This is a genomic window from Prosthecobacter fluviatilis (genome assembly GCF_055388355.1).
In genome coordinates, this window is record NZ_AP043782.1 from 2,341,001 (window position 1) to 2,355,048 (window position 14,048).

The 14,048-nt window shown below is 61.8% G+C and carries 13 protein-coding genes; 7 read left to right on the forward strand and 6 right to left on the reverse strand.

All coding sequences use genetic code 11. The annotated features are described in order from the left end of the window. Positions 1 to 34: 34 nt before the first annotated feature. Complete coding sequence (locus tag ACZ5WW_RS09005; protein WP_377164989.1) at positions 35 to 835, reverse strand: SDR family NAD(P)-dependent oxidoreductase; 801 nt, start codon at positions 833 to 835, stop codon at positions 35 to 37. Positions 836 to 882: 47 nt separating this feature from the next. On the opposite strand from ACZ5WW_RS09005, the gene ACZ5WW_RS09010 reads away from it, so the two are divergent. From ACZ5WW_RS09010 to ACZ5WW_RS09030, 5 genes are all read left to right on the forward strand, one after another. Beyond that, positions 883 to 1,779 carry a sugar phosphate isomerase/epimerase family protein gene (locus tag ACZ5WW_RS09010; RefSeq protein ID WP_377164987.1) on the forward strand — a complete coding sequence of 299 codons (897 nt, stop codon included), beginning with the start codon at positions 883 to 885 and terminating at the stop codon, positions 1,777 to 1,779. Positions 1,780 to 2,248: 469 nt separating this feature from the next. Next, on the forward strand, positions 2,249 to 3,328 hold the full coding sequence (locus tag ACZ5WW_RS09015) for a pyridoxal-phosphate-dependent aminotransferase family protein (RefSeq protein WP_377164985.1): 1,080 nt from the start codon (positions 2,249 to 2,251) through the stop codon (positions 3,326 to 3,328). A 180-nt stretch (positions 3,329 to 3,508) separates the two neighbouring features. After that, positions 3,509 to 4,687, forward strand: a complete 1,179-nt coding sequence (locus tag ACZ5WW_RS09020; RefSeq protein ID WP_377164983.1) for a radical SAM protein — start codon at positions 3,509 to 3,511, stop codon at positions 4,685 to 4,687. Between the two features lie 164 nt (positions 4,688 to 4,851). Then, positions 4,852 to 5,574, forward strand: a complete 723-nt coding sequence (locus tag ACZ5WW_RS09025; RefSeq protein ID WP_377164981.1) for a hypothetical protein — start codon at positions 4,852 to 4,854, stop codon at positions 5,572 to 5,574. A 145-nt stretch (positions 5,575 to 5,719) separates the two neighbouring features. After that, positions 5,720 to 5,971 carry a hypothetical protein gene (locus ACZ5WW_RS09030; RefSeq protein WP_377164979.1) on the forward strand — a complete coding sequence of 84 codons (252 nt, stop codon included), beginning with the start codon at positions 5,720 to 5,722 and terminating at the stop codon, positions 5,969 to 5,971. An 85-nt stretch (positions 5,972 to 6,056) separates the two neighbouring features. On the opposite strand, the gene ACZ5WW_RS09035 is transcribed toward ACZ5WW_RS09030, so the two are convergent. Genes ACZ5WW_RS09035 through ACZ5WW_RS09045 form a run of 3 tightly spaced genes read right to left on the reverse strand, consistent with a single transcriptional unit; the run spans position 6,057 to position 9,603 of the window. Next, positions 6,057 to 6,644 carry a hypothetical protein gene (locus tag ACZ5WW_RS09035; protein WP_377164977.1) on the reverse strand — a complete coding sequence of 196 codons (588 nt, stop codon included), beginning with the start codon at positions 6,642 to 6,644 and terminating at the stop codon, positions 6,057 to 6,059. A 53-nt stretch (positions 6,645 to 6,697) separates the two neighbouring features. Then, positions 6,698 to 7,150: a hypothetical protein gene (locus tag ACZ5WW_RS09040; RefSeq protein WP_377164975.1), complete on the reverse strand. Its 453-nt coding sequence runs from the start codon at positions 7,148 to 7,150 to the stop codon at positions 6,698 to 6,700. 47 nt (positions 7,151 to 7,197) lie between these two features. Next, a complete protein-coding gene (locus ACZ5WW_RS09045) occupies positions 7,198 to 9,603 on the reverse strand; it encodes a Tex family protein (RefSeq protein WP_377164973.1) in 2,406 nt (801 codons plus the stop codon). A 191-nt stretch (positions 9,604 to 9,794) separates the two neighbouring features. On the opposite strand from ACZ5WW_RS09045, the gene ACZ5WW_RS09050 reads away from it, so the two are divergent. Further along, positions 9,795 to 11,018 carry a PQQ-binding-like beta-propeller repeat protein gene (locus tag ACZ5WW_RS09050; protein ID WP_377164971.1) on the forward strand — a complete coding sequence of 408 codons (1,224 nt, stop codon included), beginning with the start codon at positions 9,795 to 9,797 and terminating at the stop codon, positions 11,016 to 11,018. Positions 11,019 to 11,023: 5 nt separating this feature from the next. Further along, positions 11,024 to 12,376: a neutral/alkaline non-lysosomal ceramidase N-terminal domain-containing protein gene (locus tag ACZ5WW_RS09055; RefSeq protein WP_377164969.1), complete on the forward strand. Its 1,353-nt coding sequence runs from the start codon at positions 11,024 to 11,026 to the stop codon at positions 12,374 to 12,376. Position 12,377: 1 nt separating this feature from the next. Here ACZ5WW_RS09055 and ACZ5WW_RS09060 read toward each other — a convergent pair whose 3' ends face one another. After that, the gene (locus tag ACZ5WW_RS09060) at positions 12,378 to 12,809 is read right to left on the reverse strand and encodes a hypothetical protein (protein ID WP_377164967.1); all 432 of its coding nucleotides are present in this window, start codon (positions 12,807 to 12,809) and stop codon (positions 12,378 to 12,380) included. Between the two features lie 226 nt (positions 12,810 to 13,035). Then, positions 13,036 to 14,037: a sugar phosphate isomerase/epimerase family protein gene (locus ACZ5WW_RS09065; RefSeq protein ID WP_377164965.1), complete on the reverse strand. Its 1,002-nt coding sequence runs from the start codon at positions 14,035 to 14,037 to the stop codon at positions 13,036 to 13,038. Positions 14,038 to 14,048: the final 11 nt, after the last annotated feature.

Here is a 14,048-nt window from a genome sequence, read left to right on the forward strand (position 1 = left end):
GGCCTTCAAGGGTCGTGGCGTTTGGATCAAGCATCTAGCAGCCAGCATCCGGAATCTGCCCCTCACTCACTGTCCACCCGCCGTCCACGGCGAGGACCTGGCCGGTGATGAACTTGGAATCGGCAGAGAGCAGCATCAGCGCCGCGGCATCGCAGTCTTCGGGCTGGCCGATGCGGCCGCCGTCGAGGGGCTGTTTGGTTTTGATGAAGTTCATGATCTCGTTGTTTCCCGCAGCGCGTTTGGACATCGGCGTCTCGACCAGCGCGGGGGCGATGACGTTCACTCGGATGTTTTGCGGCGCATAGTAGGCGGCGATGGATTTGCTGAAGCCGATGATGCCCGCCTTGGCCGCCGCGTAGGCGTGCGAGGCAAAGAACTGCGCGGAGGGCGAGTAACCCAGCACGCTGGCCATGTTGAGGATCACCCCGCCACCGCCCTGCTTGAGGAATTGCTTCACCGCAGCGCGGTTGGAGTAGATGACGGAGTTGAGGTTGAGAGCGAGCGTGTATTCCAGGCCCTCGTCGGTCAGCTCATGCAGCGGGCCATCTCCCCGGCTGCGGCCGCTGCCGCCGGCCACATGGTAGAGAGCGTCCAGCCGGCCAAATTCGGTGACGGCCAGCTCCACCGCGCGCTCGGCGGCCTCAGGCGTGGCGGCATCGGCAGCAAAGCCACGCGCCTGCGGGCCAAGCTCTGCCAGCGCGGCGTCCACATTCTCCTGCGTGCGGCTCGTCACCACCACCCGCGCCCCGGCGGCCACGAGCTTTTTGGCCGCAGACAGGCCCAGGCCTGTGGTGCCGCCCATGAGGATGATGTTCTGGCCGGAGACGGAATGCATGTTGAGTGAAGGAGTCGGACGTGCGATGTCGTTGTTCAAGCTCACTCATGAACACACGCCGTACTTTCCTGCGCAACCTCTCTGCTTTGGCTTTTACAACTCCGCTGATGGCGGAAACGCCGAAAACGAAGAACACCGTGTGCTTCTTCACCAAGCACCTGATCGGCCTGAGCTATGACGACATCGCCAGCCTGGGGGCGGAGGCCGGCTACAATGGCGTGGAGTCGCCGATCCGGCCCAAGGGCCACATCGAGCCTGAGAAGGTGGTGGACGAGCTGCCGAAGTACATCGAGGCACTGAAAAAGCAGGGGCTGGAGATGACCATCATGACCTCCGGCATCAATGAGGTAAGCAAGGAGCAGCGCACCGAGGAGGTGCTGCGCACGGCGGCCAAGCTGGGCGTGAAGCGCTTCCGCATGAACTACTACAAGTACGACCTCAAGCAGCCCATCTGGGACCAGCTCCAGGCCGTGCGCCCCAAGATCAAGGACCTCGTGGCCCTGTGCAAGGAGATCGGCATCCAGCCCATGTTCCAAAACCACAGCGGCAAGGACTACTTCGGCGCGCCTGTGTGGGACATCTACTCCATCATGCGCGAGTATCCGGCGGCGGACTTCAGCTTCGCCTACGACATCCTGCACTCCACCTGCGAAGGCGGCCTGTCATGGCCGCTGGAGTTCAACCTCGTCAAAGACCACATCGGCGCCGCCTACTTTAAGGACTTCAAATGGAACGGCCGCAAGCTCGTCACCTGCCCCCTCGGCGAAGGCCAGGTGGATCCGAAATATGGGGAGATGCTCATGAAATCCGACTACACCGGCCCCATCTCGCTGCATCTGGAGTATCTGGAGGGGAACCCCAAGGACGCTGCGGTGCTGAAGGGCTTCCGCGAAGCGCATGTGCGCGATTTCGCGACGCTCAAGGGGTGGCTGGGGTGGACGTGAGTTAACCACCTTTGAGTTCCCACTGTTCTCGTCTCGCATTCCTTATGTCATCTACGATTCTTTGCACATGCGGCAACCGCATCGGAACGAATCTGTTCGCGGGATCGAAGGTATTCCGCCTCATTCTGGATGATGAATGGGATGACCTCGGAAATTCGCCAACCTCGGACGACTTTTCCAAACTTTTTGTCCATAGCCGCGAGGTCTTTCATTGTGAAAAGTGTTCACGTCTCATTGTGTTTTGGAAGCACGATGGAGAGCCGACATACTACACTCAGGAGTCTACCAATGCCGCCTAGCCAACCGTTGTTGTAGGTATCTTGGCGGTTGCTTCCACTGGCGACTTTCCGCCCGCAATACTCGGAAACTTTGGAAAGGCGCCAGGACCGTCTCTGACCCGCCCACGCACACAGCCCTTGCGCGTCCGCCGGAGCGCCCTACACTCCGCCTCCCCCCTTCACCCAACGCAATGAGCAACCACGTCAAACTCTACATCCCCGGACCCGTTGAAGTCAGCCCTGACACCTATGCCGCCATGGCGCAGCCGATGATCGGGCATCGCGGCAAGGGGTTCCAGGATCTGTACGCCGAAATCCAGCCGATGCTGCAGACGCTCTTCGGCACCAAGCAGCAGGTGTTTCTGAGCACCTCCTCCGCCTGGGGGGTGATGGAGGGCTCCATCCGCAATCTGGTGAAAAAGAAAGTTCTCAATTGCTGCAACGGCGCCTTTTCCGACAAGTGGCTGGACGTTTCCAAGCGCTGCGGCAAGGAAGCCGAGGCCTACCAGGTGGAGTGGGGCCAGCCCGTGCGTGCCGACGAGATCGACAAGCGCCTGGCCACCGGCGAGTTCGACGCCGTGACCTTCATCCACAATGAGACCTCCACGGGCGTGCTCAGCCCCATCGCAGAGATCGCCGCGCTAAAGAAGAAGTACCCGGATGTGATGTTCATCACGGACTCCGTGTCCGGCTTCACCACCGTACCGGTGAATTTTGACGAGCTGGGCCTGGACGTGCTGCTGACTGGCAGCCAGAAGGCCTTTGCGCTGCCTCCGGGCCTGGCGCTCTTCACCGCGTCCGAGGCCGCCATGGCCCGCGCCGCCACCATCAATGACCGCGGCTACTACTTTGACTTCCTGGAGTTCAAGGCGAACGGCGAGAAGAGCATGACGCCGAGCACGCCGTGCATCAGCCTCATCTACGGCCTGCGCCACCAGCTGCAGAAGATCTTCGCCGAAGGCGTGGAAAACCGCTACGCCCGCCACGCCAAGCTCAACGGCATGGTGCACGAGTGGGTGCGCCGGAATGGCTTTGAGTTCTTCGCCCCCGAAGGCTTCCGCTCCAAGTCCCTGACCTGCGTGGCCAACAACAAGAACATCGACGTGGCGGCCTTCATCGCCCTGCTGAAGAAGAACCACAGCATGATCATCGACGGCGGCTACGGCAAGCTGAAGGGCAAGACCTTCCGCGTGTCCAACATGGGCGACGAGTCCGAGGCCAGCATCAGCACGGTGATCGCCGCGCTGGACGACAGCCTCGCGAAGCTCTAGCCGCTGCGCCCCACGCCTCAGCGACAACGCTGATGGACCTTCGAACGGCCCTGGATTCAGGGCCGTTCTTTGTTTGTATGGCGGCAGACAGGCAGGCAATCAGGCCGGGGCAATCGCTGCCACGCATTGCGCAAGATCGGCGGGGCATCGCGGGAGGCGGTGTGCGTTTTTAAGGGCGTCATGATCAACCTCACCCGCCTTTACTGTGATGTCGCCCAGCCCATGGACCACCTGCGCTACGGGCGCGGTCATGGCTCGCCCACCTCCGCCGCCGAGCGCCGCCCCATCGTCGTCTGGAACATCACCCGCCGCTGCAATCTGAAGTGCGTGCACTGCTACCAGGACTCCGATTCCAAGTTCTACCCCGGCGAACTCACGTGGGAGCAGTGCCAGGCCGTCATCGATGATCTCGCGGAGTACAAGATACCCGCGCTGCTGCTCTCCGGTGGCGAGCCCACCATCCACCCGCACTTCTTTGAGCTGGCCGAATACGCCACGAGCAAGGGCCTGCGCCTCACGCTTTCCACCAATGGCACGCTGATCACCCCGGAGTGGGCGCAGCGCATCAAGAATATCGGCTTCTCGTATGTGGGCATCTCGCTGGACGGCATGGGCGCCACGCACGACCACTTCCGCGGCAAGGTGGGCTGCTTTGACAAGGCGGTGGCCGCCTTCCGCAACTGCAAGGCCGTGGGTCAGAAGGTGGGCCTGCGCCTCACGCTCTCCCGCCACAACATCGCCGACATCGAGGGCATCCTGGACTTCATCGAAAAAGAAGACATCGAGCGCGTGTGCTTCTACCACCTCGTTTACAGCGGCCGCGGCGCGGAGCTGATGGAGGTGCCGCATGAGGAGACGCGCGGCGCCATCGACAAAATCCTGGACCGCACCGCCAAGTGGGCCGCCAGCGGAAAGCCCCGCGAAGTACTCACCGTGGACCAGCCCGTGGACGGTCCCTACCTCTACATGCGCCTGAAGCGCGAAAACCCGGAACGGGCAGAACGTGCCATGGAGCTGCTGAAATGGAACGGCGGTGGCGCCAACAGCAGCGGCACCGGCATCAGCAACATCGACACCCAGGGGAATGTGCACCCGGACCAGTTCTGGCACGAGCTCACCCTCGGCAATGTGAAGGACCGCAAGTTCAGCGACATCTGGAGCAACCGCGACAACGCCACGCTCAATGCCCTGCGGAATCGCAAAGAGCACCTGACCGGCAAGTGCGCCGAGTGCAGCTTTCTGGATGTGTGCGGAGGCGGCTTCCGCGTGCGTGCCCTGCAGATGACGGGTGACCTCTGGGCTCCTGACCCCTCCTGCTATCTCAATGAGCAGGAAATTGGCATCGCGCAGGCAGCTTGAGACATAAAATTCAGTCGCTATGGAAATTCCATGAAGTCTGCTGTGGCGGGCAGATTTTGCGCGCCTGATTTCTTGCCCTTTGGCTCTGTCCCTGCAAGCATGCGTGGAGTCATGCGGTGTGGCATTGCTGCATCCGCTTCAACATTTTCATCTCACTGAAACTCATGAGTACCTCGCACCGCCCCGCTGCCACTGCAGCACGAATGCTCGCCGTGCTGACGACAGGCGTCCTTCTGGTGCAGTGCTCGATGCCTCCGCAGCAGGCCTGGCGCAGCATTCAGACACAGGGACTGCTGCCCTACCTGAGTTCCGCCAGGCAGCCCTCCCCACCCTTCCGGGCTGGCAGCTCCTACGCCCAGAGGTACTCCACCCTGCCCCGGCGCCCACACTACGGCTCGTCCGGCCTTTCCGGATTTGTGCCAAACAGCTACCTGGGCACACTTTCCACCCCCGCTGGCGGCACCAGGTATGTGCCACGCACGAGGTCCAGCCTGCCCTCGCTGGCAAGCAAACCGGATGTGAAGATCCCGGTGGAAGAACCCACCCATCTCCGCACCACTCCCGCTGAGCGCAAGACCCCGGCCGTCAGCCCGACACCGAAAGCTGATGACAATGAGCCAGTCGCCCTGTCCACCGACGCCCTGCCCTACGGCAGCGCAGTGCCCGGCCGCATGAACATGGTCACCAGCCCCTTCGCCGGCAAAACCCAGCTGGTGGATGTCTCCGGCATGAGCGCGGGCCAGACGGTGAAATGCCCCTACACCGGAAAATTGTTCCGCGTGCCGCCGACTCAGCAGGCCACAAACACCGTGGAGCCGCGGCTGGAACCCAGCGTCGAGCCCCCCAAAACGAGCGACAAGCCCCAGCCTGAGGAGAAAAAACCCTGATAAAGCGCCGGGCCGCCCAAAACCAGCCCTAGAGCCGCCTCCGGTGAAAACCGGGGTGGGGGCCTGTATTTGGTCTTGATTCGACCTTGAACAGTGGAACTCTTCCAGCCCTCAAAAAACGTAAAACGACAACCGATCATCCATCATGGGTCAACAACTGAACAAAGTCATCAAACGCCGCCGCCGTAAGCTTTACATCGCCCGCAAGAAAGCTCTGGCCAAAGCCGGCGTGTCCCGCAAGGCACGTGCCGCCAAAGCAGACGCCAAAGGCGCCAAGAAAGCTCCAGCCAAGAAAGCAGCCGTGAAGAAGGCCCCTGCCAAGGCCAAGGCCGCTGAAACCGCCGCCGCCGTGGAAGTGACAGAAACCGCCGCTCCTGAAGCTGCCGCTCAGGAGTAGTCGGCCCATCGGCTGAAACTGCCTTTTTAAAGATCACCGTCATGGCCTGCCATGACGGTGTTTTTTTGCCCGGCCACCGAGGTGCTTACTGGAACCAGCCATTGCCGCCACTGCCGGGATAGGCGGGCGCAGTGCCATTGGAGCTGGAGTTGAAGGCATCGTAATAACCGCGCTCAAAGCTGGAGCGGTAGCGTGGGTCATAGCGCCCCACAAAAGCTGAGGGGTCTGCCACGCGCCCGTTGGTGCGGTCACGCAGACCGTAGTCGTAGCCTTGATTGTAGACGGGATCGCGCTGCTGCTGTGCGGTGCCAGGAGGTGGTGGCAGGGCTCCGGGCTGATTGTTGCCGTAGCCGGGATTCACGCCGGGCTGCCCCTGGCTGCCACGCATCTGATTGTAGCGCTGGTTGTAGCCGTCGCGGTAGGCCATTGTGGTATTGCGGTCAAACCGCGAGGGGTAGCGCGTGTAGTCCGGCGGCAGCCCCTGCTGCGCGTCCGACTGGCCGTCCTGCTGGCCGCGCTCAAAGGCCATGGCATTCATCTGCGCCCCCTGATCCCGCATGTCCTGGCGGTAGGGATTGGCATAGGGGTCCGGGCCGTTGGGTCCGTAATAGGGGTCCACACAGTGGGCGAGGAGCAGCGGAAGGGCCAGCGAAGCGAGGCGCGCGAGATTCATGGGAGAGCGTAAGAGACGCCCCGCCGTGTGGCAAGGCCGCAGACCGATGGTTTTCATTCACGTTTTTGCTCAAGCTTGCCCCCATAGGAGATGACGATGAGCAGCCCCAAAATGACCGGGATAAAGTAATTCACGCCATTGCCGTAGGATGGGTCCGTTGGGATGACAACCGGCCGGTCCCTGCCTTTCGGATGCTTGATTGAAATCTCGGCAGAGGGAGGGACGCCCTCTTTAAATCTCTCCGCAAACTTGCCACTGACCTTAACCCAGTTGGTGACGGCGCGAGCATCTACCCAATACCGTAAAAGCAGCTGGGGGCCGTGCCTGAAAGTTTCGCAGCGCTCGACAGCCGCCCTTGCATCGACTCCGTGCAGAAAAACTTCCTGCCTGAACTGATCCTCCCGAAACAGCCCCCAGCATACCAGCACAACCAACGCCAGGGGCAGCAGGTGCTGAAGATGAAAGACGAGCCGGGATTTCGGAGAAGCTGAGGAGCCTTGGCTCATTGACTGTCAATACACAGTCAACGAGCCGTGAAGACAAGGCGCAGCTGCTACTTCTTGCCTTTCTGCGTTGCCGCGGTGAACCAGTCGCCGCCGCCACCGCCGCCTCCGAAAGGATTGCCCATGCCACCGCCGCCAAAGGGGTTGCCCATGCCGCCGCCGGAGCTGCGACCACCGCCGCTGCTGGAAAAGCTGCGCTGACCGCCGCCCTGGCCGCCACCGCCGCCTGCGGGGCGCGGGCCGGCGCTGCCCTGCTTCTTCTCAAAGTCGGGCTTCGACTTCATGCTGAGGGCGATGCGCTTGCGCTGAATGTCCACCTCCGTGACGGTCACCGTGACCTTTTGCGCCACCTTCACGACTTCGGCGGGATCCCGCACAAAGGTGTCGCTAAGCTGGCTCACATGTACGAGGCCATCTTGATGCACGCCGATGTCCACAAAGGCGCCGAAAGCCGTCACGTTCGTCACGATGCCGGGAAGCTTCATTCCCACGGTAAGGTCCTTCATCTCGTTCACACCTTCGGCAAAGGTGAAGACTTCAAACTGCTTGCGCGGATCGCGTCCGGGCTTCGCGAGTTCGTTCATGATGTCCTGCAGCGTCGGCAGGCCCACGTCTGCGCTCACGTATTTCTTGAGGTCGATCTTCTGGCGCAGCTCGGCGCGCTGCATGAGGTCTGAAACAGTGCAGCCGATGTCCGCCGCCATTTTTTCCACCAGCGGGTAGCGCTCGGGATGCACCGCGCTGGCATCCAGCGGATGCGCGGCATCGCGAATGCGCAGGAAGCCTGCGGCCTGCTCGAAGGCCTTGTCTCCAAGTCTCGGCACCTTCATGAGATCCTTGCGGCTCTTGAAGGGGCCGTTCTCGTTGCGGAAGGCCACGATGTTGGCGGCGTGCGCGCTGTTGAGACCGGAGACGTAGCTGAGAAGCTGCTTGCTGGCGGTGTTCAGCTCCACGCCCACGCCGTTCACCGCGCTGATGACGACGTTGTCCAGGCTGGTCTTGAGCTGGTTCTGATCCACGTCGTGCTGGTACTGGCCCACGCCGATGGATTTGGGGTCCAGCTTCACCAGCTCTGCCAGCGGGTCCATGAGACGACGGGCGATGGAGACGGAGCCGCGCACGGTGACATCGTGATTCGGGAACTCCTCACGCGCGACCTCGCTGGCGCTGTAGATGGAGGCGCCGCTTTCATTCACCATGATGACGGGGATGGAGGCCGGCACGCCGATCTTCTTCACGAACATTTCCGTTTCACGGCTGGCGGTGCCGTTGCCGATGGCGATGGCCTGGATCTTGTAACGGTCCACCAGATTGAGCACCAAATTCTTCGCGTGCAGCAGACCACTGCCTTCGCCGAGGAGGTAGATCACGTCATTGTAGAGCAGCTGGCCCTGGGCATCCAGAACGACGATCTTGCACCCCGTGCGGAAGCCGGGGTCGATGCCGAGCACGCGCTTCTGCCCCAGCGGAGCGGCCAGCAGGAGCTCGCGCAGGTTGTCGGCAAACACGCGCACGGCCTCGGTGTCCGCCTTCTTCTTGGACTCAAGGCGTGCCTCGGTCTCCATGCTGGAGCTGAGCAGGCGCTTGTAGCTGTCTGCACAGGCCAGCTTCATCTGGTCGGTGCAGGCGTTGCCGCCTTTGACGAAAAGGTTCTCGATGATCTTGATGGCGGTGTCTTCCGCCGGCTGGATGCGCATGAGCAGGTAGCCTTCTTTTTCACCACGCCGGATGGCCAGCATGCGGTGGGAGGGGATGGACTTGAGCGGCTCGGTCCAGTCGAAGTAGTCGCGGAACTTCTGCGCCTCCTCGTCCTTCTCTTTTCCAAACATGACCTTGGAGACGACCGTGGACTGCTCGGCGAAAAGCTTGCGCAACGCGGCGCGTGCTTCGGCGTGGTCGCTGATGCGCTCGGCGATGATGTCGCGCGCACCGCTGAGGGCGTCTGCGGCATCCTTGACGCGCAGCTCCTCGTTTTCGTGATCCGGGTTCACATACTTGGCCACCTCGGTGTTGAGATCCACGCCGGAGGTCATGAGATTGGCCTCGATGAAATCGGCCAGCGGCTCGAGGCCCTTTTCCTTGGCGATGGTGGCGCGGGTGCGGCGCTTCGGACGGAACGGCGCGAAGATGTCCTCCAGCGCATTCATCGTCTCGGCCTTTTCGATTTTGCCACGCAGCACGTCGGTCATGAGCTTGCGCTCTTCGAGAGATTTCACGATGGCGGTGCGGCGGTCATCCAGCGCCACGAGCTGGCCCATGCGCTCCTGGATGTTCTGGATCTGCACTTCGTCGAGGGAACCGGTGGCCTCTTTACGATAGCGGGAAATGAAGGGGACGGTGGCTCCGTCAGCCAGCAGCTTGGCCGTGGCACCCACCTGGATGGCCTTCAGCCCCAGCTCTTTGGAGACACGCTCGACGTGGGCGACATTGATATTGAGTTCGTTGGCAGCAGACATGGTTGGAAATTGTTGGGATGGTTGCGGACCTCATGCACTCCGTTGCAGTGTATGAAGCCGTTGGGGAGGGTGGAATTAGCGAGACGTTTCCATGCAGCAACCAATCAGCGTCACTTGTGAAAAACTTTTGTCAGAGGCATGGCTTGACATCGCGCTGCGAAATTTTCATGACCGCGCCGTATTGAAGCTCCATGAAGAAAATTTTGGCGTTTTTTTGGATTTCGGCCGTGGCGTCCGCCGCTGATGAATGGCCCCGCTGGCGCGGGCCGAATGCCGATGGGCGCTGGAATCCGCAGGGCATCCCTGCTGACTTTGCCAAAAAAGAACCTGAACGACTTTGGAAAAAAGAGATCGGCGCCGGATTCGGCGGCGTCACTGCAAGCGGGGGAAAAGTGTATGTGATGGACCGGGTCAAGACGCCCAAAGAGATCGAGCGCGTCCTGTGCTTTGATGCAGAAAGCGGCAGCACTCTCTGGCAGCACAGCTGGGAGGTGAGCTATGGCGGCATGGAGTACGGCACCGGACCGCGTGCCTCGGTCAGCATCAGCGAGGGCAAGGCTTATGCGCTGGGTGCGACGGGGGTGGCTGCCTGCCTCGAGGCCGAGACAGGCCGGGTGATCTGGCAGGTGGACACGGTGCAAACGTTTGGGGCGAAGCTTCCCAAGTGGGGCTTCGCGGCGTCTCCGGTGATCGATGGCAGCCGCGTGCTGCTGCATGTGGGTGCGGATGCCGGATCGGTGATCGCCCTGGATAAAAACTCGGGCAAGGAAGTCTGGCGCGGCGGGCCTGATCCGGCAGGCTACTGCACACCGGAAATCATCACCCATGCAGGCGCGCGTCAGCTCATCGCGTGGGGGCCGGAAAACGTGCAGAGCCTTGATCCGGACAACGGCCGGCTGAACTGGACCTTCCCCTACAAGATCACGTACGGAGTCAGCATCGCGCAGCCGCTTTATCATGACGGCATGCTGCTCGTCTCGGGCTACTGGCATGGAGCGAAGGCGCTGCAACTCGGCGAGAAAAGTGCCGACCTGTTGTGGGAAAATCAGGCTGAGATCTGCGGCCTCATGTCGGCTCCTTTGTTTAAAGACGGTGTGGTTTACATGCTCGACAAGAGCCGTGGCCTGCAGGCCTTCGAGCTCAAGACCGGCAAGATTCTGTGGAGCGATGGCAACACGCTGACGCCCAAGGGCGGCAATCCGCAGATGAGCCTGGTGTGGATGCAGGAGTCTGCCAGCCTCGCCGCACTGCTGAATGCCGACGGCGAACTCGTGTATGTCATACTCCAGCCTGACAAGCACGTGGAACTGGCCCGCTGGCAGATCATTGGCAAAACCTGGGCGCACCCGGCCTTTGCGGGAAACAGGATATTTGCGCGCAGCGATAAAGAATTGTCCGCCTGGAGGCTTTGGTAGTTGGCATGAAACTCTGGCTGCCCGTCCTTCTCGCCGTCTTCGTCATCGCCGCTGTGCCCGCACCTGAGGCCCCCGTTTGGAAGGCGGGCGCGGCCTCGGCCAAGATCACACCCGAGAAGCCCATGTGGATGGCAGGCTATGCAGGACGCACCAAGCCGTCTGAAGGCGTGGAACTGGACCTGTTTGCCAAGGCCTTTGTGCTCACGGATCAAACGGGTGGACGGTTTGCCCTCATCACGATGGACCTGATCGGCGTGCCGAGAAATCTGCGCCTGGCTGTGGCGGAGCGGGTGAAGAAACAGCACGGCATCGAGCCCGCGAATCTGGCCATCAATGCCTCCCACACGCATAGCGGCCCCGAACTGCGCACGAGCAAAATCTATGGCGCGGATGATCTGGCGCTGCGCGAGAAAGAGGCCGCAGAATACACGGCACAACTGGAGGACACGCTGGTGCGCCTCGTCGGCGAGGCTATGGAGAAATCCGTGCCCGCGCATCTGGACTACAGCACGGCACGCTGCGGGGTCTCGATGAACCGCCGCACACCGGATGGCAAAGGCGGGTGGAACAACTTTCCGAATCCAAAAGGACCGGTGGACCAAACCGTGCCTGTGCTGCGAGCCAGCACGGCAGAGGGCAAGGACATCGCCATCATTTTTGGCTACGCCTGCCACTGCACCGTGCTCGGGCACCAGAAGTTCAGCGGCGACTACGCAGGCTATGCGCAGCAGGAGATCGAAAAGGCGCACCCCGATGCCGTCGCCATGTTTGCCAACGGCTGCAGCGGCGACCAGAACCCCTACCCGCGCAAGACGATGGAGCTGGCGCAAACGCACGGCAAATCTCTCGCCACCTCCGTGCAGGCTGCGCTGGAGACGAACATGCAGCGACTCAAGGGCACCATCCGTGCCGCGTATCGCGAGATCCCGCTGGCCTATGACAAGCTGCCCACACGCGAGCAGCTGCTCGAAGAGCAGAAGTCCACGAACAAATACCTGGTCGGGCATGGCACACGCATCCTGCAGCGCATGGCCGATGAAGGTGCCCTACCCACGACCTACCCCTATCCAGTGCAGGTGCTGCGCCTGGGCAATGACCTCACCTGGGTCACGCTCGGCGGTGAGGTGGTGGTGGACTACTCGCTCCGCCTCAAGCAGGACCTCAAGGATCCCATCGTCTGGATCAGCGGCTACACCAATGACGTGATGGCCTACATCCCCAGCCTGCGCATCTGGCAGGAGGGCGGCTACGAAGGCGGCGGCGCCATGATCTACGGCAGCCACCCCACGCGCTGGAGCGACAAGACGGAGGAGCACATCATCAACACGGTGATGGAGCTGCGGAAGGCGGTGGAGTGAATCACTTCTGCGCCCGCAGCAGGCGCACCTGCGCCTTCAGCAGCTCTGCCTGCGCCTGCTTGACTCCGACGTCTGATGCACGTGCGAGCTCCTTCATGCGTATGGCCCATTCCACCCGCTGTTCGTTCGCCGCCACCAGCCCCTGCAGCGCGGTGATCAGAGCCTCCCTCACTCCCTGTTCGAGAGCAAGATCCACCCGTGCCTCCGCCAGCTCCACCTGGGCCGCCTCCACCCCGGCTCCATTCTCCGCAGAAGCCCGGCCCGATTTGTACAAAGCCTGCTCGATTTCGACCTGCTGCTCCCGGATTTGAACAAGCTCGGTGAGTTTCGCGATGATTTTCGCATCCGGCCCGGAAGCCTTGGACGGCTCCTGGGCAAGGAGTGTGAACGGAAAGAGCGCTGCGACGACGACGGTGATCAGTTGGGTCTTCATGGGCGTGGTCAGATTCATCTGCAACTGCGGCCTGATTGGCCGACAGTTTGCCCATGTACCAACGGGGTCTGTGTTGGAAGGTTACAGCCTTTTGAGTCCTGGAAATCGCATCTTAGGAGCGAACGCCACTCGATTGCAGCGTCTGGGCCGACAAAACTAGAACGGCCCGGGATAATTCCCGGGCCGTTCAAGGTTGCAGCAGGTGCGCGCAGAGTGCGCGGTCGCATTACTTGCTGTTCTCGGCGAACTGCGCGTCGAAGATGATCTTGCTCGGCGGGAAGTCGATCTTCTTCACGAAGGCGGCGGATTCGGCGGCGCCGAACTCGCGGTCCATGGCGCCGTCTTCCCACTCGACGCTCAGCGGGCCGCCGTAGTCGATGTCGTTGAGGGCGCGGATGATGCGCTCAAAGTTGATGTTGCCACGGCCCACGGACTTGAAGTCCCAGTAGCGGCTGGGCTTGTGGAAGTCCACATGGCCGCCGAAGACGCCGGCTGTGCCGTCACCGATGCCCCAGGCCACGTCCTTCATGTGCACGTGGAAAATGCGGTCGCTGAACTTGTAGATGAACTTGATGTAGTCCACACCCTGGTAGCCGAAGTGGCTGGGGTCGAAGTTGAAGCCGAAGGCGGGGTGGTAATCGACTGCCTGGAGGGCGCGCTCGGCGCTGGCGATGTCGAAAGCGATTTCCGTGGGGTGCACTTCCAGCGCGTAGCGGATGCCGAGCTTCTGGTATTCGTCGAAGATGGGGGTGAAGCGCTTGGCGAAGTCCTTGTAGCCTGCGTCGATCTGCCCTGGGAGATTCGGCGGGAAGGAATAGACGAGATGCCAGATGCTGCTGCCGGTGAAGCCGTTCACCACGCTGACGCCAAAGCGCTTGGCGGCGTGAGCGGTCTTGATGAGCTCCTCAGCGGCGCGCTGGCGCACACCTTCAGGATTGCCGTCGCCGTAGATGTGCTGAGGCAGGATCTGCGCGTGGCGGGGGTCGATGTTGTCGCACACGGCCTGGCCCACGAGGTGGGTGGAGATGGCGTGGCACTGCATGCCGGCGGCCTTCAGCTTGGCACGCTTGGCGTCGCAGTAGGCCTGGTCTGCCTTGTCCACTTCGAAGTGGTCGCCCCAGCAGGCGAGTTCGACACCGTCATAGCCGAAGGCCTTGGCCTTCTGGATCATGGTATCGCAGGAAAGATCGGCCCACTGGCCGGTGAAGAGGGTGACGGGGCGTGGCATGAACGTAGGGT

Bases quoted from the DNA above. Each gene is read 5' to 3' on its own strand.
- ACZ5WW_RS09005 (WP_377164989.1), bottom strand. From the start codon at position 835: ATGCATTCCGTCTCCGGCCAGAACATCATCCTCATGGGCGGCACCACA.
- ACZ5WW_RS09010 (WP_377164987.1), top strand. From the start codon at position 883: ATGAACACACGCCGTACTTTCCTGCGCAACCTCTCTGCTTTGGCTTTT.
- ACZ5WW_RS09015 (WP_377164985.1), top strand. From the start codon at position 2,249: ATGAGCAACCACGTCAAACTCTACATCCCCGGACCCGTTGAAGTCAGC.
- ACZ5WW_RS09020 (WP_377164983.1), top strand. From the start codon at position 3,509: ATGATCAACCTCACCCGCCTTTACTGTGATGTCGCCCAGCCCATGGAC.
- ACZ5WW_RS09025 (WP_377164981.1), top strand. From the start codon at position 4,852: ATGAGTACCTCGCACCGCCCCGCTGCCACTGCAGCACGAATGCTCGCC.
- ACZ5WW_RS09030 (WP_377164979.1), top strand. From the start codon at position 5,720: ATGGGTCAACAACTGAACAAAGTCATCAAACGCCGCCGCCGTAAGCTT.
- ACZ5WW_RS09035 (WP_377164977.1), bottom strand. From the start codon at position 6,644: ATGAATCTCGCGCGCCTCGCTTCGCTGGCCCTTCCGCTGCTCCTCGCC.
- ACZ5WW_RS09040 (WP_377164975.1), bottom strand. From the start codon at position 7,150: ATGAGCCAAGGCTCCTCAGCTTCTCCGAAATCCCGGCTCGTCTTTCAT.
- ACZ5WW_RS09045 (WP_377164973.1), bottom strand. From the start codon at position 9,603: ATGTCTGCTGCCAACGAACTCAATATCAATGTCGCCCACGTCGAGCGT.
- ACZ5WW_RS09050 (WP_377164971.1), top strand. From the start codon at position 9,795: ATGAAGAAAATTTTGGCGTTTTTTTGGATTTCGGCCGTGGCGTCCGCC.
- ACZ5WW_RS09055 (WP_377164969.1), top strand. From the start codon at position 11,024: ATGAAACTCTGGCTGCCCGTCCTTCTCGCCGTCTTCGTCATCGCCGCT.
- ACZ5WW_RS09060 (WP_377164967.1), bottom strand. From the start codon at position 12,809: ATGAAGACCCAACTGATCACCGTCGTCGTCGCAGCGCTCTTTCCGTTC.
- ACZ5WW_RS09065 (WP_377164965.1), bottom strand. From the start codon at position 14,037: ATGCCACGCCCCGTCACCCTCTTCACCGGCCAGTGGGCCGATCTTTCC.